Source organism: Mizugakiibacter sp., assembly GCF_039680435.1.
Classification (GTDB): Bacteria; Pseudomonadota; Gammaproteobacteria; order Xanthomonadales; family Rhodanobacteraceae; genus Mizugakiibacter.
The window spans coordinates 1-19,021 of the sequence record NZ_JBDKSX010000001.1 but is presented as its reverse complement, the minus strand read 5'-3'; the positions used below and the strand labels follow the sequence as shown (position 1 = coordinate 19,021).

General features: G+C 71.2%; 18 protein-coding genes. 14 read left to right on the top strand and 4 right to left on the bottom strand.

Features of this window, described 5'->3' with window-relative positions; genetic code table 11:
• Window positions 1-7 precede the first annotated feature (7 nt).
• Genes ABFC67_RS00090 through ABFC67_RS00080 form a run of 3 tightly spaced genes read left to right on the top strand, consistent with a single transcriptional unit; the run spans window position 8 to window position 2,021 of the window.
• A complete protein-coding gene (locus tag ABFC67_RS00090; protein WP_346736000.1) occupies window positions 8-1,012 on the top strand; it encodes a DUF4325 domain-containing protein in 1,005 nt (334 codons plus the stop codon).
• An 8-nt stretch (window positions 1,013-1,020) separates the two neighbouring features.
• The gene (locus ABFC67_RS00085; RefSeq protein WP_346735999.1) at window positions 1,021-1,626 is read left to right on the top strand and encodes a DUF938 domain-containing protein; all 606 of its coding nucleotides are present in this window, start codon (window positions 1,021-1,023) and stop codon (window positions 1,624-1,626) included.
• A complete protein-coding gene (locus ABFC67_RS00080) occupies window positions 1,623-2,021 on the top strand; it encodes a YchJ family protein (RefSeq protein WP_346735998.1) in 399 nt (132 codons plus the stop codon). Before ABFC67_RS00085 ends, ABFC67_RS00080 begins: the two co-directional genes overlap by 4 nt.
• A gap of 125 nt (window positions 2,022-2,146) precedes the next feature.
• On the opposite strand, the gene ligB is transcribed toward ABFC67_RS00080, so the two are convergent.
• Both ligB and ABFC67_RS00070 read right to left on the bottom strand, forming a co-directional pair.
• Window positions 2,147-3,835 carry an NAD-dependent DNA ligase LigB gene (gene ligB / locus ABFC67_RS00075; RefSeq protein WP_346735997.1) on the bottom strand — a complete coding sequence of 563 codons (1,689 nt, stop codon included), beginning with the start codon at window positions 3,833-3,835 and terminating at the stop codon, window positions 2,147-2,149.
• A gap of 107 nt (window positions 3,836-3,942) precedes the next feature.
• On the bottom strand, window positions 3,943-5,172 hold the full coding sequence (locus tag ABFC67_RS00070; protein ID WP_346735996.1) for a nucleoside recognition domain-containing protein: 1,230 nt from the start codon (window positions 5,170-5,172) through the stop codon (window positions 3,943-3,945).
• Between the two features lie 134 nt (window positions 5,173-5,306).
• Here ABFC67_RS00070 and ABFC67_RS00065 point away from each other — a divergent pair, with 134 nt between their 5' ends.
• Both ABFC67_RS00065 and ABFC67_RS00060 read left to right on the top strand, forming a co-directional pair.
• On the top strand, window positions 5,307-5,855 hold the full coding sequence (locus ABFC67_RS00065) for a lipocalin family protein (protein ID WP_346735995.1): 549 nt from the start codon (window positions 5,307-5,309) through the stop codon (window positions 5,853-5,855).
• Between the two features lie 81 nt (window positions 5,856-5,936).
• A complete protein-coding gene (locus tag ABFC67_RS00060) occupies window positions 5,937-7,799 on the top strand; it encodes a M48 family metallopeptidase (protein ID WP_346735994.1) in 1,863 nt (620 codons plus the stop codon).
• 7 nt (window positions 7,800-7,806) lie between these two features.
• Here the strand turns inward: ABFC67_RS00060 and ABFC67_RS00055 are convergent, their stop codons facing one another.
• The gene (locus tag ABFC67_RS00055) at window positions 7,807-8,574 is read right to left on the bottom strand and encodes an NRDE family protein (protein WP_346735993.1); all 768 of its coding nucleotides are present in this window, start codon (window positions 8,572-8,574) and stop codon (window positions 7,807-7,809) included.
• Between the two features lie 343 nt (window positions 8,575-8,917).
• Here ABFC67_RS00055 and ABFC67_RS00050 point away from each other — a divergent pair, with 343 nt between their 5' ends.
• From ABFC67_RS00050 to ABFC67_RS00010, 9 genes are all read left to right on the top strand, one after another.
• Complete coding sequence (locus tag ABFC67_RS00050) at window positions 8,918-9,601, top strand: hypothetical protein (RefSeq protein WP_346735992.1); 684 nt, start codon at window positions 8,918-8,920, stop codon at window positions 9,599-9,601.
• Window positions 9,602-9,743: 142 nt separating this feature from the next.
• The gene (locus tag ABFC67_RS00045; RefSeq protein WP_346735991.1) at window positions 9,744-10,949 is read left to right on the top strand and encodes an EAL domain-containing response regulator; all 1,206 of its coding nucleotides are present in this window, start codon (window positions 9,744-9,746) and stop codon (window positions 10,947-10,949) included.
• 32 nt (window positions 10,950-10,981) lie between these two features.
• On the top strand, window positions 10,982-13,336 hold the full coding sequence (locus ABFC67_RS00040) for an ATP-binding protein (RefSeq protein WP_346735990.1): 2,355 nt from the start codon (window positions 10,982-10,984) through the stop codon (window positions 13,334-13,336).
• A gap of 43 nt (window positions 13,337-13,379) precedes the next feature.
• Window positions 13,380-14,576, top strand: a complete 1,197-nt coding sequence (locus ABFC67_RS00035; RefSeq protein WP_346735989.1) for a peptidoglycan DD-metalloendopeptidase family protein — start codon at window positions 13,380-13,382, stop codon at window positions 14,574-14,576.
• A gap of 49 nt (window positions 14,577-14,625) precedes the next feature.
• Entirely contained in the window at window positions 14,626-15,948 is a 1,323-nt protein-coding gene (locus tag ABFC67_RS00030) for a S41 family peptidase (RefSeq protein ID WP_346735988.1), read from the top strand.
• A gap of 441 nt (window positions 15,949-16,389) precedes the next feature.
• Window positions 16,390-17,211 (top strand): serine protease, encoded by an 822-nt coding sequence (locus ABFC67_RS00025; protein WP_346735987.1) that lies wholly within the window; start codon window positions 16,390-16,392, stop codon window positions 17,209-17,211.
• Between the two features lie 81 nt (window positions 17,212-17,292).
• Window positions 17,293-17,970, top strand: coding sequence for a hypothetical protein (locus tag ABFC67_RS00020; RefSeq protein ID WP_346735986.1), 678 nt, complete (start codon window positions 17,293-17,295; stop codon window positions 17,968-17,970).
• Window positions 17,971-18,108: 138 nt separating this feature from the next.
• Entirely contained in the window at window positions 18,109-18,396 is a 288-nt protein-coding gene (locus ABFC67_RS00015) for a hypothetical protein (protein ID WP_346735985.1), read from the top strand.
• 100 nt (window positions 18,397-18,496) lie between these two features.
• Window positions 18,497-18,901, top strand: a complete 405-nt coding sequence (locus ABFC67_RS00010) for a hypothetical protein (RefSeq protein WP_346735984.1) — start codon at window positions 18,497-18,499, stop codon at window positions 18,899-18,901.
• Here the strand turns inward: ABFC67_RS00010 and ABFC67_RS00005 are convergent.
• On the bottom strand, window positions 18,890-19,021 hold a 132-nt coding region (locus ABFC67_RS00005), incomplete at its 5' end, for an integrase core domain-containing protein (RefSeq protein WP_346736015.1). The genes ABFC67_RS00010 and ABFC67_RS00005 overlap by 12 nt on opposite strands.

The following is a 19,021-nucleotide window of genomic DNA, read 5'->3' as shown; positions in this document are numbered from 1 at the left end:
CGCCCACGTGGCGGCGCATCCGCGCGATCTGGTGCGCGTGGTCGGCAACCGGCTCGAGCTGACCAGGCCGCCGGTACTCGCGCGCATCCGGGCGCTGGTCGCGGCCGGTTATCTGGAAAAAACGGGAACGACCCGTCCCGTCTATGGCCCGGGCCGCAACCGGCGAGCCCATTTCCGCCACGCCCTCCAAGGCCTGGATGAAGATCGCGTCTGGCGGACCGAGGCGGCCCCGCTGCTCGCGGACCTGCCCGCCAACGTGCGCGACATCTGCCACCACGGCCTTACCGAGATGCTCAACAACGCGGTGGACCACTCGGAAGGCACGCGGGTGCAGGTGCTGGTCGACCGCAACGACCAGCGCGTGGCCATGGCCGTCATCGACGACGGCGTGGGCATCTTCCGCAAGATCGCGCGCGCGCTGGACCTGCCGGACGAGCGGCTGGCGCTGCTGGAACTGCACAAGGGCAAGTTCACCACGGACCCCAGACACCACAGCGGCGAGGGCGTATTTTTCACCTCGCGCATGTTCGACGTTTTCGCCATCCATTCGCACGAACTCGTGTTCGACCATCGGGAAACGGCGCTCGACGACTGGTTGTTCGACGTGGACCGCGATGCACCCGGCACGGCGGTGATGATGGAGATCGCGCTCGACTCGAAGCGCACGGCCAAGGAAGTGTTCGACCGCTACTCCGGCGGCCCCGACGACTACACGTTCGCCAAAACCGTCGTGCCGGTGCGGCTGGCCAAGGTCGGCGACGAGAATCTGGTGTCGCGCTCGCAGGCCAAGCGGCTGATGCAGCGGGTGGACCGCTTCCGCGTCGTCGTCCTTGATTTCGCGGAAGTGGGAAGCATCGGGCAGGCGTTCGCCGACGAGGTGTTCCGCGTGTTCGCCAACGAACACCCGGGGGTCGAACTCGTGCCGGTGCATGCGAACCCCGAAGTGCAGCAGATGATCCGCCGCGCCGAGGTCGCGCGCGATGCCGACGCCGGCCAGTTGCCGCTGCTCTGAGCGCCGTGATGGACAAGCCCTGGTCCGCCGCCTGCGAACGCAACCGCGAACCGATCCTCGCCGTGCTGCGCGAGCAGTTCGCCGGCCGCAAGCGCGTGCTGGAGATCGGCAGCGGCAGCGGCCAGCACGCGGCGTATTTCGCGCGCGCGCTGCCGCATCTGCTCTGGCAGGCCTCGGACCGCGCGGACCACCTGCCGGGCATCCGCCTGTGGCTGGACGAGGCCGCGCTGGCGAACGCGCCGGCGCCGCTGGCGTTCGACGTCAACGACGCGGCGTGGCCCGCCGGACCTTTCGACGCGGCGTTCAGCGCCAACACCCTGCACATCATGGCCTGGCCGGAGGTGCAGCGGCTGTTCGCGCGGCTGCCCGAACTGCTGGCGCCCGACGCGACGGTGGTGGTGTACGGACCGTTCAACGTCGGCGGCCGCTACACCAGCGACAGCAACGCCGCGTTCGACGTCACGCTGAAGGCGCGCGCGCCGCACATGGGGCTGCGCGACCGCGAAGCGGTGGACGCGCTGGCGCGCGCCTCGGGCCTGCGCCTCGCCGCCGACGTGGCGATGCCGGCCCACAACCGCTGCCTGGTGTGGCGGCGCGGGGCCGCGCCCGCATGAGCCCGCGCGACGCCGCGCCCTGTCCCTGCGGCAGCGGCAGCGCCTACGCGCGCTGCTGCGGCCCGCTGCACGCGGGCGCGCCGGCGCCGGACGCGAAGGCGCTGATGCGCTCGCGCTACAGCGCCTTCGTGCTCGGCCTGGAACCGTATCTGCTGGCGAGCTGGCACGCCTCGACGCGGCCGGCGGCGCTGGGCCTCGCCGCGCAGCGTCCGGCGCCGACCTGGCTGGGCCTGGAAGTGAAGCATCACGAAAGCGACGGCGACCGCGCCACGGTCGAATTCGTCGCCCGCTACCGCATGGGTGGCGGACGCGCGCAGCGCCAGCACGAGGTCAGCCGCTTCGTGCGCGAGGGCGGGCGCTGGCACTACCTCGACGGCGACCTGCGGCAACGCTGAATCCCGAACCGGGGCCAGGCAACCGGCGATGCGCGCCCGGCGACCGCGCATCGCGCGCGGAGTGCGCGATGCCCGCGTCGACCGCATCCGCAGAGGACGCCTCGCGTGCCCCGCGGCGCCACGGTTCAGAACCCGGCGACGCCCGCGCCGCGCAACTGCGTGGCGAGGGCGCGCACCTCCGGCTGCCGGAAGAAGGCGACGAGCCGCCGCGCGCGTGCGAAGCCGATGCCGGCGGCGCGCCAGTCGTCCGCGTCGCGCGCGCTTGCCGTCGCCCAGTCGGGCGCGGCGGCAGCCGCATCGTCCTGCACGCCCAGCGCGCGCAGCCAGACGGCGAACGGCCGGCGGCGCGCGTCGGCAAACGCCCGCGCCAGCGTGGCCGCGCGCGCCGTGCCGAGGCCCGGCACGCGCGCCAACCCGGCCGGCGTCAGCGTCATCCAGTCGAGCAGCGCGCGGATGCGGCCGGCATCGACCAGCGCCTGCCAGCCGTCCGCGCCGAGCCCGTCGATCGCCAGCCCGCGCTTGCCGCCCAGCCAGACGAGGCGCGCCAGGAACTGCCGCTCGCAGCCGGGCGCGATGCGCCAGCAGCTCAGCGCGTCGTGCGCGCGCGGGTCGGGCGGCGTCACCGCGACGCGCCGCTGCGCGCGCCAGACCACGCCCTGCAGGCGCGGGATGGTCAACCCGGCCAGGGCGATCTCGACCTGATCGCCGGGGCGGATGTCGAGCCGCCGCCAGCGGCGCAGCGAACCCACGCCGACGCGCGCAATGCGGCGATCGTCGAGCTGCACGGGTTCGAGCTGCAGCACCGGCGTGATGCGCCCGCTGCGGCCGACGGTGAACTCGACCGCGCGCACCTCGGCCAGCGCCTGCGCCGGCGGGTACTTCCACGCCACCGCCCACGCCGGCGGCGCGGCGCGCCAGTCGCGCGCGGGCGGACGTCGGCCCTGGCGCACCACGGTGCCGTCGGCGGCGAACGGCATGGCGCGGCGATACCACGCCTCGCGCCAGCGGCGCACGGCGTCGAGGTCCGGCGCCGGCTGCGTGTAGGCGACGCTGTCGGCGAAACCCATCGCGGCGAGCCCTGCCAGCCGTTCGCGCATCGTGTCCGGGCCACTCGGCCAGTCCCAGACGAACAGGCCGATGCGCGCGGCGGTCGCGGCGTCCAGCGCGTCGCGCGCCAGCGCGCCGGCGACGGCGGCACGCGCACCGGCGCCGCCGTCGCGCGCCTGCACGTGGCCGGGCAGGCGCCACACCAGTTCGCCCTGCAGCACGACGCGCGGCGGCGCGTGCGGCAGACGTTTCGGAATCGCGCCGATGCGCTGCGCCTGCGCGGTCCAGTCCGAGCCATGGATACCGTCGCCGCGGCTGACCGCCTGGCGCAATTCGCCATCGACGTAGAGCAGCGTCACCGCCACGCCGTCGGCCTTGGGCTGCACCCACAGATCGGTGGTGTCGCGCGCGCGCATCCACGCGGCCAGCGCCGCGGCGTCGGGCAGCTTGGCCAGGCCGGTCTGCACTACCGGCGCGCGCACGTTGCCGGAAGCGTCCGCGAGCGGTGCGGGCACCGTCGGCGCCTGTGCCGGAAAGCAGGCGCGCCACTGCGCGAGGCGCGCCAGCGCCTGGTCGTAGACCGCGTCGTCGACCGGCGAACGGCCCTCGACGCGGTAGGCGTGGTTCCAGGCGTCCAGGCGATCGTGCAGCGCCTGCATTTCGACGCGCGCCTGCGCCGGCGGCCAGCGCGGGCAGTCGGCGGCCGCCGTCGACATCATCGCGATCGCCGCGCACGCGGCGAATCCTCCCAGCCATCCCTGGCGCATCGGCGTTGCCTCGCCATGTCGATCCGGCAGTGGACGTTAGGCGCCGCGCGCCGATGCGCCCAGCGGCCGATGCCGCGCGCGGCCGTAGGACGACGCCGCGCGCCGCGTCAGCCGAAGAACCGGTAGCACACCGCGATCGCGGCCAGCACGCCGGCCAGGTCGGCGATCAGCGCGCAGCCGACCGCGTGGCGCGCGCGGCGCACGCCGACTGCGCCGAAGTACACGGCGAGCACGTAGAAGGTCGTCTCGGTGCTGCCCTGCACGGTGGCGGCGAGCAGCGCGGGGAAGCTGTCGACGCCGCTGTGCTGCATGGTTTCGATCAGCATCGCGCGCGCAGCGCTGCCGGAAAAGGGTTTCACAAGCGCGGTCGGCAGCGCGTCGACGAAGCGCGCGTCGAGGCCGGCCATGTGCACGGCATAGCGGATGCCGTCCAGCGCGTAATCGAGCGCGCCGGAAGCGCGCAGCACGCCGACCGCGCACAGCATCGCCACCAGGTACGGCAGCAGGTCCTTGGCGACGTCGAAGCCCTGCTTGGCGCCGTCGACGAAGCTCGCGTACACCGGCACGCGGCGCCACGCGCCGACCAGCAGGAACGCGATCACGATCGCGAACATCAGCAGGTTGCCGAGCAGCGCGGACAGCGCCGCCAGCGCGCTCGCCGACAGCGCCGTCAGCAGCGCCACGAAGCCGCCCAGCAGCAGCGCGGTACCGCCCAGCCAGGCCAGCACCACCCGGTCCCACAGCTTCAGGCGCTGCACCAGTGCCACGCTGAGCAGGCCGGCCAGCGTCGAGGCGCTGGTGGCGAGCAGGATCGGCAGGAACACCAGGGTCGGATCGTGCGCCCCGGCTTGCGCGCGGTACATGAAGATGCTGACCGGCAGCAGCGTCAGCGAGGACGCGTTCAGCACCAGGAACAGGATCTGCGCGTTGCTGGCGGTGTCGGCGCTGGGGTTCAGCGTCTGCAGCTCGCGCATCGCGCGCAGGCCGATCGGCGTGGCGGCGTTGTCCAGCCCGAGCACGTTGGCGGCGAAGTTGAGCGTGATCAGGCCGACCGCCGGATGCCCGGCCGGCACTTCCGGCATCAGCCGGCGGAACAGCGGGCCGAGCAGCTTCGCCAGCGCCTCGACCAGGCCGGCGCGCTCGGCGATGCGCAGCAGGCCGAGCCACAGGGTCAGCGTGCCGAACAGCAGCACCATCACCTCGACCGAGAGTCTGGCCATGTCGAACAGGCTGCCGACCATCGCCGCGAACACGGTCTCGTCGCCGCCCAGCAGCCAGCGGCCGAGCGCCGCCGCCGCGGCCGTGAGGAAGAAGCCCAGCCAGAGCCTGTCGAGCATGCGTGTCCTTTCGTCGCCGGCGCGTCGCCGCGCGGCGCGGCCGCGCCGATGCTAGCGCAACGCGCCGACCGGCTTCATCGCGGGTTCACCGGCACGGGACGCCAATAGGCGCCACCGTCGACGAGGAGGTTCCGATGCGCCTTGCTGCCGCCGCCATCTGCGTCGCCGCGCTCGCCGGCGCGTCGCTGCCGGCAGGCGCCGCCGAACCGGTGCGCGCCATCCCCGACATCGACATCGCGCGCTATCTCGGCACCTGGCACGAGATCGCGCGCCTGCCGCTGTACTTCGAGCGCGCCTGCGCGCGCGACATCACCGCCACCTACACCGCCAATCCCGACGGCACGCTGGGCGTGCACAACGCCTGCGTGAAAGCCGACGGCGGCGCGAAATCCGCCGACGGCGTCGCGCGCCGTCCCGACCCGTCCGGCGCGCCGGCCGAGCTGGAGGTGCGCTTCGCGCCGGCCTGGCTCGGCTTCCTGCCGTTCGTGTGGGGCGACTACTGGGTGATCGCGCTCGACCCCGACTACCGCTGGGCGATGGTCGGCGAGCCTTCGCGCAACTACCTGTGGATCCTCTCGCGCGAGCCCGGTCTCGACCGCGCCGTGTTCGAGGACCTGAAGGCGCGCGCCACCGCGATGGGCTACGACCTCGCGCCGCTGATCGTTTCCGGCACGGTGCGCTGACCGCGGCCGCCCGCCGCATTCCCGCCGGCGCCCGCGCTCCGTAAACTGCGCGCCGGTCTCGCGGAATGCGTGAGGGGACGCATGGCCATCACCCGGGAAGCTTTCGAGGCGCTGGTCGCGCGGCTGGAGCCGCAGGCGCGGCAGCGGCCGCGCGCCTATCGCCTGCGCGTCGCTCTGCTGGCGCTGCTCGGCTACGGCTATCTGGCCGCCGTGCTGCTGGTGCTGCTGGCGCTGGTACTCGCCTCGCTGGTATCGGCGCTGTGGCTGAAGGCGCTGGCGGTCAAGCTGATCCTGCCGCTGGGCGCATTCCTGTGGCTGGTGCTGCGCGCGCTGTGGGTGCGGCTCGAGGCGCCGGAGGGCATCGCGCTCGGCCGCCGCGAGTCGCCCGAGCTGTTCGCCGTCATCGACCGCCTGCGTCGCGCGCTCCGCGCGCCGCGCTTCCACCGCGTACTGTTGACCGACGACTTCAACGCCGCGGTGGTGCAGGTGCCGCGGCTCGGCCTGTTCGGCTGGCACCGCAACTACCTGCTGCTCGGCCTGTCGCTGCTGAAGTGCACCACGCCGGCGCAGCTGGAGGCGATCCTCGCCCATGAATTCGGCCATCTCGCCGGCGGCCACGCGCGCTTCGGCAACTGGATCTACCGACTGCGGGTGGCGTGGGCGCGGTTGCAGGCTGCACTGGATCGGCCCGGCCAACGCGGCGCCTTCCTGTTCCGCCCGTTCTTCCGCTGGTACGCGCCCTACTTCGCCGCCTATTCCTTCCCGCTGGCGCGCGCCAACGAGTACGAGGCCGACGCGGTCTCCGCGCGGCTGACCTCGCCGCGCACCGTCGCCGAGGCGCTGACCGGCACCAGCGTGATCGGCCGCTACCTGGGCGAGCGCTACTGGCCGGACGTGCACCGCCAGGCCGACGAGCAGCCGCAGCCCGCCTTCGCGCCGTACGCCCGGCTGGGCGCCGGCCTGCGCGGCGCGATCGACGAAGCTGCCGCGCGCGCCTGGCTGGATGGCGCGCTGGCCGCGCGCACCACCGCCGACGATACCCACCCCTGCCTCGCCGATCGCCTGCAGGCGGTCAGCGAAGCGCCGCGCTTCGACCCGCCCACCGAAGGCGAAGGCGCCGACCGCCTGCTCGGCGCGGCGCGCGAACGCCTGATCGCCGAACTCGACGCGCGCTGGGCAAATCGCATCCGCGACGACTGGCAGGAGCGCTATCGCCGGGTGCAGGAAGGTCGCGCGCGGCTGGCGGCGCTGGAGGCCGAGGCGCAGACGGGCGAGCTCTCGCTCGACGACGCGTTCGAGCGCGCGCGCCTCGACGAGGCCTACGGCGCCGGCGCCGAGGCCGCGCTGGCCCAGTTCCGTGCGCTGCGCACGCGCGCACCGGACTCGGCGCTGATGTGCCACGCGCTCGGCACGCGCCTGCTGGCGCGCGACGACGCCGAGGGCACGGCGCTGGTCGAGCGCGCGATGCAGCTGGACGAGGACGCGATCGCGCCGGGCGCCGAGGCGTTGCGCGATTTCCACTGGCGACGCGGCGACCGTGCCGCCGCCAACCATTGGCACGCGCGCCTGTGCGAACGCCAGGCGCTGCTGGAAGCGGCGCGCGCCGAGCGCGCCGGGATCCGCAACAACGACAAGTTCCTGCGCCACGACCTCGCGCCGCAGGCCGTCGCCGACCTGCGCGCGGCGCTGGCCGGCGCCGGCGCGCGCCGCGCCTATCTCGTGCGCAAGCGGGTAAAGCACCTACCCGAGCGGCCGCTGTACACGCTCGGCTTCCGTGTCACGCCGTGGTGGCGGCTGCGCCGCGCGGCCGAGGCCGCGGCGGTGCAGCAGCGCATCCTCGAGACGGTGGCGCTGCCGGAAACCACGCTGGTGTTCTGCGTCGAAGGCAACAACGCCCGATTCGAGCGCAAGTTCCGCTGGATGCGCGGCGCGCGCGTGCTCTGAGGCGGCCTCACGCTGCCGACTTGAAGCGCAGCGCAGTCTCGCCGTCGGCGCGGCCGCCGGGGCCGAAGCGGCGCTCGACCAGCACGCCCGTGCCGTCGTGGCCCAGCGCGATCACCGTGCTGGCGCGGGTGCCGTAGCGCTCGCCGCGGATGAACGGCGCGGACAGGCGGCGCTCCAGTTCGAGGTCGATGCCGGTGTGCGGCAGCGCGGCGTCGGGCGCCGGCGCGGCGTCGGCCAGCGCGGCGAACAGAGGCACGAAGTCGTCGTCGCCACGCGCCAGCCAGGCCTGCAGCGCCGCGGTCAGGCGCTCGGTCTTCGGCCAGCGCGCCTCCAGCGCGCCGTTGGACAGGCCGTGCACGCCGGGCGCCAGCGCCTCGACGCGCGCGACCGGATGGTTGCCGACGTAGCGGGCCGCGTCGCGGTCGAACAGCAGCAGGTTGAACGGCCGGTAGCCGGCGGCGCGCGCGGCCAGCGCCTCCGCCCACGCGCCGACGGGCGCGGCGTCGCGCAGGAATCCGGCACCGAGCAGACCGCGCGAACGCCCGCCCATGTCGGCGCGCGGGTCGCGGAAGTTGGTCACCACGCAGGCGCGCCCGGCTTCGCTGACGCCGATCCAGGTGCCGCCGGCCTCGAGGTCGCGTCCGGCCAGCACCTGTGGCGCGTCGGCCCAGCGCGCGGCGGGCGCCGCCGGGCGCGCGTGGTATTCGTCGCGGTTACCCGCGAGCAGCAGGCGCCAGCGCGGATGCGCCAGCCAGGCGGCGGCGATCAGGCACATGCGGAAACGGCGGCGAACGGCATGCGCGCATTGTCCGCGCCGGCACGGCCGCGCGTCACCCCGCGGCAGACGCGGCCGCCCGGCATGGCGCGGCGCGTCACTCCAACCGCGCGATCGCAACGATCCGCGCCGCCGCACGCCGGCGCGGGCGCCGCCGATGCGGCCGAAATGCGACGGCCGTCACATTGGCTGTGAAACGGCCATCACATCGACTTTGAACAAATATGTCGCGGAACGGGCCTGGTGCGGCTTGCGCCCCGCCCGGGCGGGTCGTGGCACAGCGTTTGCTCTTGTCCCGGTGAGCGCGCCGCGAACGTGGTGCACCGTACAGGGAGAAACCGCCATGTCCCGCGTCAGTGACGAACCCGCCGAGCCGCAGGCGTCCATCGCCGCCGGCCGCCGCTCCGACGCCCTGCCGGTGTGGCGCCAGCTGCGCATCGCCCTCACCGTGGCCTGCACCGATGCCCGCGAACATGCGCGCATCGTCGACAGCGAGACGGTCGACAGCCTGTGCGCGCTGGCCGGGGAATATCCCGAGATCGCCACGATGCTGGCCGAGGCCGGCATCTCCGACCCGTTCGAGCAACTGCTGCTGCGCGCGTTCGAGGCGATGAACGTGCTGAAGCAACTGGTCGCCTGCACGCCGTGCCCGCCGGAAGCGTGGAAGCACGGCGCCGACGACCTGCGCACGCTGCTTGCCCAGGCCGGCGGGCTGGCGTGGGTGCCCGAGCGCGACCTGTTCCTGGAGGAGGCCGACGAAGCGCTGCGCTACCTCGACGCCGAGATGACCTACCACCGCGACGCCATGTGCGCCGGCGGCGCGCTGCTGCGCCTGGACCGCGCCCTGCTGCGGCTCGCCCTGCTGCAGGGCGATCCGGAAGTGCGCGCAGCGCGCCGGCGCGCCTGCGGACGCCTGCACCTGCTGGCCGAGATGCTGCTGACGACCGACTCGGCGCCCGCCGGCGCGCCCGAATTCCCGCCGCGCAAGCCCACCCCGCGCCGCGACGCGCAACTGCACGCGGCCTGAGCAGCGCCCCGCCCGCCTTCGGCGCCTGCCCCGCACGGGGAAAAGGGCGGAACGTGGCCCGCCGACGCTACCCCGCCCCGCCCCCTATCGTCCGGCCTGCCGCGGCGCTAGGCTAGCCGCCCAGGGGTTCGGAAGCTCCGCGATGATGACGCGGTTCGACCAGATCTCCGTGATGGTCGTCGAAGACCACGCGTTCCAGCGCAAGATCGCGCTGCGCCTGCTCGATGCGATCGGCGTCGAGCGCGTCCTCGAGGCCGCGGACGGCGAGCAGGCGCTGCGCATCCTCGAGGCGGCGCCAGCGCCGCCCGACGTCCTGCTGGTCGATCTCGACCTGCCGCAGATGGACGGCATCGAGCTGATCGGCCACGTCGCCAGCCGCCGGCTGGCGCGCGCGGTGGTGGTGCTGTCCGCGCTCGAACCCGCCCTGCTCAACACCGTGCAGACCATGGCCCGCGCCAGCGGCCTGCGCGTGCTCGGCGTGCTGGAGAAGCCGCTGACCGCGACCAAGCTCGCCGAAGTGCTGGCGCTGTTGCAGAACGGCGCGGCGGAATCGCGCGCCGAGGAACCGCTCGACGTCTCCGAATCGACGCTGGCGGAAGCGCTGGAACTGGACGAGTTCGAACCCTGGTTCCAGCCGCAGGTGGCGTTCGACAGCGGCCTCGTCACCGGCGCCGAGGCGCTGACGCGCTGGCTGCGCCGCGACCAGGTGATCGCGCCGGATCGCTTCGTGCCGTTGATCGAGCGCAGCGGCCTGATCGACAGCTTCACCGAGCGCGTGCTGGCGCGCGCCTGCGCCTGGCGCAGGCGCTGGGCGCAACAGGGCCTGGAGCTGCAACTGTCGGTGAACATCTCGATGCTGAACCTGGCGAGCGTGGACGCCGCCGACCGCTACCAGGCGATCGTGCTGGAGGCCGGCATGAAGCCGCGCGACGTGGTGCTCGAGCTGACCGAAAGCGCGGTGATCGGCGAGACCGCGCATACCCTGAACGTGCTGGCACGGCTGCGCCTGAAGGGCTTCGGGCTCAGCATCGACGACTTCGGCACGGGCTATTCCTCGCTGGCGCAGCTCGCACAGTTGCCGGTGACGGAACTGAAGGTCGACCGCGGCTTCGTTTCCGGCGCCCCGAGCCAGCCACGCCAGCGCGCGGTGGTCGAAGCCAGCCTCGAGCTGGCGCGCAAGCTGGGCCTGTCCACCACCGCCGAAGGCGTGGAGACGGTCGAGGAATGGCAGATGCTGGCCGACCTCGGCTGCGACTACGCGCAGGGCGCGCTGATCGACATGCCGGTGCCCGGCGCCGCCCTGCCCGAGCGCATACGGGCATGGCATCGACCCGGCCAAGCCCTGTGAAGAACAAAGCGTGGCGACCGCTCAGCATCCGCGTGCAGCTCCTGCTGCTGCTGGGCCTGCTGCTCACCACCGGCCTCAGCCTGCTCGCACTCGACCAGATGAACCAGCACGCCAACACGCGCGCGCTGGCGCACCTGCGCGACGACGCGCTGGGCGGAGTGCGCGCGGCGAAGGTCGTTTCCGACGCCTACGGCCTCGCCATGGTCGACACCACCATCCGCGTCCGCAACCACCTGCTCGGCTGGGAACAGGGCATCGCGGTGCTGGACGGCGCGCAAGCCGATATCCGCCGCGCCTGGGCGCAACTCGAGAGCAGCGCGATGCCGCCCGACCAGCGCGCGCTGCTGGACGAAATCGCGCAGGCCCGGCAGGACGCCGACCGGGCCAGCGCCAAGCTGCGGCGCATCCTGCAGGCGCAGGACATCGTCGCGCTGGGCCGGTTCGCCAGCACCGAGCTGTATCCGGCAACCGACCCGGTCACCACGCGCCTGCGGCTCCTGGCCGACCTCAAGATCGAGGAAGCCGAGCAGTATCTCGCCGCGCAGACCGCCCACGCGCGACAGCGCTCGTGGTGGCGGCTCGCGCTGCTCGCGTTCACCCTCCTGATCGTGCTGGCGATCGGCCGCTCGATACTGCGCGACGTTTTCCGCGGCGTCGGCTATCTGACACGGCTCGCGTACGACGTGCGCCGCGGCGAGTACGACGCGCCCGCCGGCGTACGGCCGCCCGGGGAACTGGGCGAAGTCGCCGACGCGTTCCTGACGATGCGCGAGTCGCTCAAGCGCAACGAGCGGGAATTGCGCGCCAGCGAGGCGCGCGCGCAGGAGGCCAACCGCGCCAAGAGCGACTTCCTCGCCACCATGAGCCACGAGATCCGCACGCCGATGATCGGCATCACCGGCATGCTCGAACTGCTGGGCCACACCCGCCTCGACGCCGAGCAGCGCCACTATGTCGACGTGGTGCAGCAGTCCACCGACAGCCTGTTGCAGATCATCGGCGACATCCTCGATTTCTCGAAGATCGAGGCCGGACGGCTGGAGCTGGCGCCGGAGCCGACCGACCTGCGCCGCCTGGTCGAGGACAGCGTGCAGCATTTCCTCGGCGCCGCCTCGGCCAAGGGCCTGAGCCTGGAAGCACGGGTCGACCCGACACTGGCACCGGCGCATCGCGCGGATCCGCTGCGCCTGCGGCAGATCCTCGGCAATTTCCTCTCCAATGCGCTGAAATTCACCGCCGCCGGCGGCATCGAGGTGGAGCTGCAGCGCCTTGGCACATCGGACGGCCGCGAACGCATCGCCCTGCGCGTGCGCGACAGCGGCATCGGCCTGTCCGAGGAACAGCGCCAGCGCCTGTTCACGCCGTTCACCCAGGCCGAAACCGGCACCGCGCGCCGCTACGGCGGCAGCGGCCTCGGCCTGGCGATCTGCCGCCGCCTCGCCAACCTGATGGACGGCGAGATCACGCTGGACAGCCGCCTCGGCGGCGGCACCACGGTCAGCCTGGTCGTCGACCTGCCGACCTGCGACCCCGCGCTGCTGCCGAAGCACGCCGCGCCGACCGCCTTCCCCGTCCGCCCGCCGCCCAGCCTCGACCTGGCCGAACGCGAGCGCAGCCTGATCCTGCTGGTCGACGACCACATCACCAACCGCGAGGTGGTGGCGCGCCAATTGGCGCGCGCCGGCTACGCCTGCGAGACCGCCGACGATGGCGAGGAGGGGTTGCGCCGCTGGCGGAGCGGACGCTACGCGCTGGTGCTGGCCGACGTGCACATGCCGCACATGGACGGCTACCAGCTCGCCGCCGCGATCCGTGCCGCCGAGCAGCGCGAAGGCCGCGCGCGCACGCCGATCCTCGCGCTGACCGCCGACGCCAGCAAGGACGAGCCCGGACGCTGCCTGGCCGCCGGCATGGACGGCTTCCTCATCAAGCCGATGGACATCCCCACGCTGGCGGCGCGCCTGCGCCAGTGGCTGCCGCATGTGTCTTTCGCGCAGACCGCGACCGCCGAGGCGACTGCCGACGCGGCCACGACGAACGCGCCGGCGGCGGCCGATGCGCCGATCGACGCGGCGACGCTGACCGCGCTCGCCGGCGGCGACGCCGACCTCGCCCGCCACCTGCTGCGCGATTTCGTCGCCACCTGCCGCAGCGACCTCGCCGTGCTGGAGGCCGCACTCGCCCGCGACAACCTCGCCGCCGCCGCGCGCGAGGCGCACCGCATCAAGGGCGCCGCGCGGCTGGTCGGCGCCGCATCGCTGGCCGACGCCGCCGCCACGCTGGAAGCCGCGGCCAAGGCGCCGGACGCGGACACGGCGCTCGCGCAAGCCCGCGCGCTGACGGCAGCATTCGCCGCGCTCGAAACCCGGTGCGCCGCCCAAGGCTGAGGCGCTCGCCCGCGACCGCGCCGCAGGCCATAATCCGGCGCGCATGCCGTTGCCGCCCGTTCGCCGCACTCCCCCGCCACGTCGCCTCGCGCTCGCCGCCGCGGGCGCGCTCGTGCTGTTCGCCGCGCTGGCCGGCGCGCAGGACAACGCGCAGCGCGGCGCCCAGGAAGCCGCCACCAAGCAGAAGCTCGCCGCGGTGCGCGCGCAGATCGACGCGCTGGCCAAGGCGCAGCGCGAAACCGGCGCCGCGCGCGACAGCCTCGAAGCCGAACTGGCGCGCCAGGCCGCCGAGCTGGCCGACACCGCCAAGGCGCTGCGCGACGCCGAAGCCGCGGTCGCGGCCAAGCAGCAGGCGCTCGAGCGCCTGCAGGACGAGCGCGGCGCGATCGGGCAGCGCCTCGACGCGCAGCGCGCGGCGCTGGCCGACCTGCTGCGCGCCGCCTACACGCTGGGCCGCGGCCAGGATCTGCGCGTGCTGCTGGGCGGCGAGGACCTGGCGCGGATCGCGCGCGCACTGGCCTATTCGCGCTACTTCCAGCGCGACCGCATCGAGCGCATCCGGGCGCTGGGCGCGGATCTTTCGCGCCTCGATGCGGTCCAAGCCTCCATCGTGACCGAACGCGCCGCCCTCGAAGCCGTCCGCGACCAGCGCGCCCGCCAGGCCGACGCGCTGGAGCAGGCGCGCGGCGCGCAGCAGACGCTGCTGGCCGCGGCCGAGGCGCGGCTGAAGACGCAGGGCGAGCAGCTCGCCGCGCTGCAGCGCGACGCCGACAACCTCGACCGCCTGCTGCAACGCCTGCGCGACGTGTTCGCCGACATCCCGAAGGCGATGCCTGCGGACAAGCCGTTCGCACAGTTGCGCGGCCAACTGCCGTGGCCGCTGGCCGGCAAGCTGGCGGTGGCGTTCGGCGCGCGCGACCGCAGCGGCGCGAGCAGCCACGGCATGGTGATCGCCGCCAGGCCCGGCAGCGCGGTGCGCGCGATCGCGCACGGCCGCATCGCCTACGCCGACTGGCTGCGCGGCTACGGCATGCTGGTCATCGTCGACCACGGCGACGGCTGGATGAGCCTGTACGGCAGCAACGAATCGCTGCTGCGCGAGGTCGGCGACTGGGTCAATGCCGGCGACACCATCGCCACCAGCGGCAGCGGCGCCGACGGCGCGCGCGGCCTGTACTTCGAGCTGCGCCAGGGCGGCAAGCCGGTCGACCCGCGGCCCTGGCTGACGGCGCGGCAATGACGCACCCGCGCGCATAATGCCCCCACGCACCACCCCGAGACTCGTCCCCATGCGTATCTCACCGCTGCTGCTCGCCCTGCTGCTGGCCGTCCCCGCAGCCCGCGCCGCGGGCCCCGATGCCGCGCCCGCGCCGGCCGACGCGAAGCCGGCCGCGGCCGCCCCCACCCAGCCCGACCTCGACGACATCCGCAACTTCACCCACATCTACGAGCTGGTGAAGCAGGCCTACGTCGACCCGGTGGACGACAAGACCCTGATGCAGGCGGCGATCCATGGCATGCTCGCCGGCCTCGACCCGCACAGCGAATACCTCGACACCGCGGGCCTGCAGGCGCTGACCGAGGACACCACCGGCGCCTACGGCGGCCTCGGCATCGAGGTGCTGCAGGTCAACGGCGAACTGCGCGTGATCGCGCCGATCGACGACACCCCCGCGCAGCGCGCCGGCATCAAGGCCGGCGACGTGATCACCCGCGTCAACGGCAAGCCGGTCGATCCCGACGCGCTGGACGAGGCGGTCAAGCAACTGCGCGGCGAACCCGGCACCAAGATCGCGTTGACCATCCTGCACGAGAACGCGGCGAAGCCCGTGGACATGACGCTGACCCGCGAGCGCATCGTGGTGACCAGCGTGAAGGCGCGCCTGCTGGAACCGGGCTACGCCTACATCCGCATCAGCCAGTTCCAGGACGACACCACCGACGACCTGCGCCGCAAGCTGGAGGCGCTGGTCAAGAAGAGCGGCCCGCTGCGCGGCGCCGTGCTCGACCTGCGCTCCAATCCGGGCGGCCTGCTGACCGCCGCGGTCGGCGTCAGCGACGCCTTCCTCGACTCGGGCGTGATCGTCACCACCAAGGGCCGGCTGAAGCAGGCCGACCTCAGCTTCAGCGCCACCCCCGGCGACCTGCTGAACGGCGCGCCGCTGGTGGTGCTGGTCGACAACGGCACCGCCTCGGCGGCGGAGATCGTCGCCGGCGCACTGAAGGACGACCACCGCGCGCTGATCATGGGCCGGCGCACCTTCGGCAAGGGCTCGGTGCAGACCGTGCTGCCGCTGGACGACAACCGCGCGGTCAAGCTGACCACGGCGCGCTACTACACGCCGTCCGGCACGTCGATCCAGGCCGCCGGCATCGCGCCCGACATCGCCCTCGCCGACCTCGCCGTCAGCCACCGCAACGAGGCGCCGCAACTGATCGGCTCCGAACGCGACCTGCCCAACCACCTCAAGGGCGACCACGAGGGCGACGGCCACCACGACGGCGACGGCGCCGCGCTGGCGCTGCAGGACTACGCGCTGTCGGAAGCGCTGCACGTGCTGAAGGGCATGGCGCTGGGCAAGCCGGCAGCGGCGGCGCCGGACGCGCACTGAGCGATCAGGCGCGCCTCGCTTTGCTTTTCCCGTCGGAGCGGCGGCGGCCTCGCGCGTGATTCGGCGGAAGCCGCTGCGCGGATTCCGCCCTACGTATTTGTAGGAGCGGCCGTGGCCGCGACCTTCACGCAGTGCCGGAGCCATCGCCCCCCGCACGCCGCGGCCGCCGCGCCGGCGCGATCCGGCCGCGCGGTGCCGCAATCGCCGGCGCGAAGCCGCGTCGCCGCTTTATCGCTCCGGATTCGGGGTGATAAGACTTATCCCTGCGACCGCGTCGGATAACACGACCAGCCTTCAACTCCGAGCCACGGCGCCACCCGCCTGCAAGGCCTTGTCCGTGCGTCGGAAATCGGCTTGACGCCCCGCAGACGGGCGGCGCAGGCTGGCGTTTATCACCCCGCATATCGGGTCTACTTGTAGTTCAGCATAAAGGAGGTAGTGATGGCGCTTGGCCCCGCAGAGCAACTTGCTCACAGTACCGTTCGAATCGAGTGCGATATGCCTGGTGGTATGATCGGTACGGGCACCGGGTTCTTTTACAGTCTCGATAAGAACGGCGATCAACACGTACCAGTCATTGTCACCAACAAGCATGTAGTGGCTGGAGCGATAAAGGGTCGATTCCTCCTGACACTACAGGATAGCGCTGGGGGACCAGCGGTTGGAACCTACCAAGCGTTTGAGCTTGATAACTTCGAAAGACGGTGGGCGCCCCACCCAGATCCGCACGTCGATCTTTGCGCGATGCCTATAGCCCCTCTCTTGAGAGAGGCTGAGCAAAGGAACCAGAAGTTCTTCTATGTGACTTTCGATAGGACACTACTGCCCAGCCGTGCCGAAATAGAGGACATGATCGGCCTCGAAAACATCACAATGGTCGGCTACCCAAATGGTCTGTGGGATTGTAAGAATAACCTGCCCATATTTCGGAAAGGCGTGCTCGCAACCGACTACAAGTACGATTGGAATGGTCGGAAGGAGTTTTTGATAGACGCGGCGTGTTTTCCTGGGTCGAGTGGTTCGCCCGTCATGCTTTTTGACGTGGCAAGCTACCAAACACGCAAAGGCACCTTCATGGGCTCATCGAGAATAAAGCTCTTAGGCGCTCTTTATGCTGGCCCCCAGCACACCGTGGAAGGCGACGTGAGAGTGGTGGTCGTTCCGACACAGCAGAAGGCGGTCGCTGTCGCGGGTATCCCGAACAACCTCGGGATCATTATCAAGGCGGAGCAACTTCTAGCTTTCGAGGGTATGTTCCGGTGAAATGCCGAACCAGGCGCTCCAGCCGACCGCTCTACCGCTGCGCGGTCTTCGCAGCGGCTGAGCTTCATCGTTAGAGGGCACATGCCAACACTTGCCCCCGGCACGTGGCTCCTCCTGTCGCTGGCTGCAGTCGCAGCGGTCGGCGCGATTGTTCTTGTCCGCTCAGTCGCGAGGCTCGCATCCGACCTTGTCTTCACTACTCAGTATCGAGAGCGGGTTCATGTCTTGGTCGAGCACGCTGACGGTGCCGTCTATGAGTGGCTCACCTTGAACGTCAACCGCATGCAGGTGCAAATGGGGCCCCAAGGACTCATCACCTTTCGGCCACCGTTCGCAAACCACGTGATTCAGAACTACCCCGTTGTACTGAACGTACTTCCCGAACTGCGAAGGTGTTTGTCAGACCAGCTACTTTCGCGAAATTTGCTGGGTCAGTACCACGCACTTCTTGACGACGCTCTGTTGCGCCACCAGGGCTCGCTTACGGGACGCCATCAACAAGCAGTGGCGTCCGCAAAGAACCCGATTGCGTGGTTGACGGCCGGAGTCCGCACGCTGCTTGCGGCACCTGTGTGGTTCCTGGCGACGGTGGGCGTCATCTCTCGCTCGTTTGCCTCACGTGTCGTGGCATCCAGCTTCTACCGCCTGTTGGCGGGTCTCGTTGCCACGGTGGGTTTCGTCAGTGCAGTCGTTGGGCTGGTCACGGGCTGGGAGCAGTTCGCGGCAATCCTGCGCAGGTTCGTGCCGGGTGCCTTTTAACCCTTCGGTCAACGCGACAGCCAACGGCGCGCCGCCTGGCCCGCGGGGCCGCCCGGCACATCATCATCCCCGCGGGCCAGGCGTCACGCCGTCGTCTGCGCGTTACCTCAAACGTTAGACATCAGGGGAGAACTTCGCATGAAGAAGAATGTTGCTGCTCTGTGCTCGTGCGTGGTAGCAATCGGCTCGGTCATTGTGGTGCCGCTGGTAGTGGGTCGCCGCTTCAATGCCGACGATGACACCGTGTTCTTCATAAGCATGTTGCTTATTTCGGTGGCGGCAGCTTGCCTTTCAATGTGGCGCGAGTCCAAGAGAGACAAGGCCAACGTTCAAAACATTGCGCTCGCAGCCATTTTCAACTTCATCGGCTTGGGTATCGTTATGTATGAATTGCTCACATACGCTCCTGGCAACAACACGCAGTAGGCTAATCGTGTGAAGTCAATGGAATTTGTCTAATTATTCGGTCAACCGGACGCTCACCCGCTACGCGGGCTCGCGCCGGTTAGCTTAAGCGTTAGCTGCTATGGATGCCCCCCAGCTCATCACGGCCATCAAAGACAGTGTCTTAGCACTTTCGGCTGCGGTAACGGCCGGCGTAGCAGTCTTCGGTGTGAACAAGTGGCGCCAAGAGCTCAATGGCAAAGCCCGTTTCGAAGCTGCCCGGGCATTAGCCAAGGCGGCCTACAACCTGAGAGATCAGATTCACGGAGCGCGCTCACCACTGATCACGCCGGACGAGTTTCCAAGCGGTTACTCGCAAAAGCAGCGCCCCTCGAACGGCGAAAAGCGCGATGCCTACGCACACCTGTACAGCAACCGCTGGAAACCCGTGCGCGCCGCTGTCGCTGAATTTGAAGTTCAGGCACTAGAAGCAGAGGCCTTATGGGGTGCATCGGTTCGTCAGCTTTCCCATGAGCTAGATGTGTAAACCCAACAGGTTGTTCATGCCGATGCGGGTGATCGGCGGCTGGTAACCGAGACTGGCGTGGGGACGGTGCCAGTTGTACTGGTGCAGCCATGTCGGCCAATGCGCGGCACGCTGCGCGGA

Excerpts from the sequence above, each read along its gene's own strand:
- ABFC67_RS00020 (WP_346735986.1), top strand. The coding sequence starts at position 17,293 with ATGCCAACACTTGCCCCCGGCACGTGGCTCCTCCTGTCGCTGGCTGCA.
- ABFC67_RS00025 (WP_346735987.1), top strand. The coding sequence starts at position 16,390 with ATGGCGCTTGGCCCCGCAGAGCAACTTGCTCACAGTACCGTTCGAATC.
- ABFC67_RS00045 (WP_346735991.1), top strand. The coding sequence starts at position 9,744 with ATGATGACGCGGTTCGACCAGATCTCCGTGATGGTCGTCGAAGACCAC.
- ABFC67_RS00080 (WP_346735998.1), top strand. The coding sequence starts at position 1,623 with ATGAGCCCGCGCGACGCCGCGCCCTGTCCCTGCGGCAGCGGCAGCGCC.
- ABFC67_RS00015 (WP_346735985.1), top strand. The coding sequence starts at position 18,109 with ATGAAGAAGAATGTTGCTGCTCTGTGCTCGTGCGTGGTAGCAATCGGC.
- ABFC67_RS00085 (WP_346735999.1), top strand. The coding sequence starts at position 1,021 with ATGGACAAGCCCTGGTCCGCCGCCTGCGAACGCAACCGCGAACCGATC.
- ABFC67_RS00060 (WP_346735994.1), top strand. The coding sequence starts at position 5,937 with ATGGCCATCACCCGGGAAGCTTTCGAGGCGCTGGTCGCGCGGCTGGAG.
- ABFC67_RS00010 (WP_346735984.1), top strand. The coding sequence starts at position 18,497 with ATGGATGCCCCCCAGCTCATCACGGCCATCAAAGACAGTGTCTTAGCA.
- ABFC67_RS00065 (WP_346735995.1), top strand. The coding sequence starts at position 5,307 with ATGCGCCTTGCTGCCGCCGCCATCTGCGTCGCCGCGCTCGCCGGCGCG.
- ABFC67_RS00070 (WP_346735996.1), bottom strand. The coding sequence starts at position 5,172 with ATGCTCGACAGGCTCTGGCTGGGCTTCTTCCTCACGGCCGCGGCGGCG.
- ABFC67_RS00035 (WP_346735989.1), top strand. The coding sequence starts at position 13,380 with ATGCCGTTGCCGCCCGTTCGCCGCACTCCCCCGCCACGTCGCCTCGCG.
- ABFC67_RS00055 (WP_346735993.1), bottom strand. The coding sequence starts at position 8,574 with ATGTGCCTGATCGCCGCCGCCTGGCTGGCGCATCCGCGCTGGCGCCTG.
- ligB (WP_346735997.1), bottom strand. The coding sequence starts at position 3,835 with ATGCGCCAGGGATGGCTGGGAGGATTCGCCGCGTGCGCGGCGATCGCG.
- ABFC67_RS00030 (WP_346735988.1), top strand. The coding sequence starts at position 14,626 with ATGCGTATCTCACCGCTGCTGCTCGCCCTGCTGCTGGCCGTCCCCGCA.
- ABFC67_RS00050 (WP_346735992.1), top strand. The coding sequence starts at position 8,918 with ATGTCCCGCGTCAGTGACGAACCCGCCGAGCCGCAGGCGTCCATCGCC.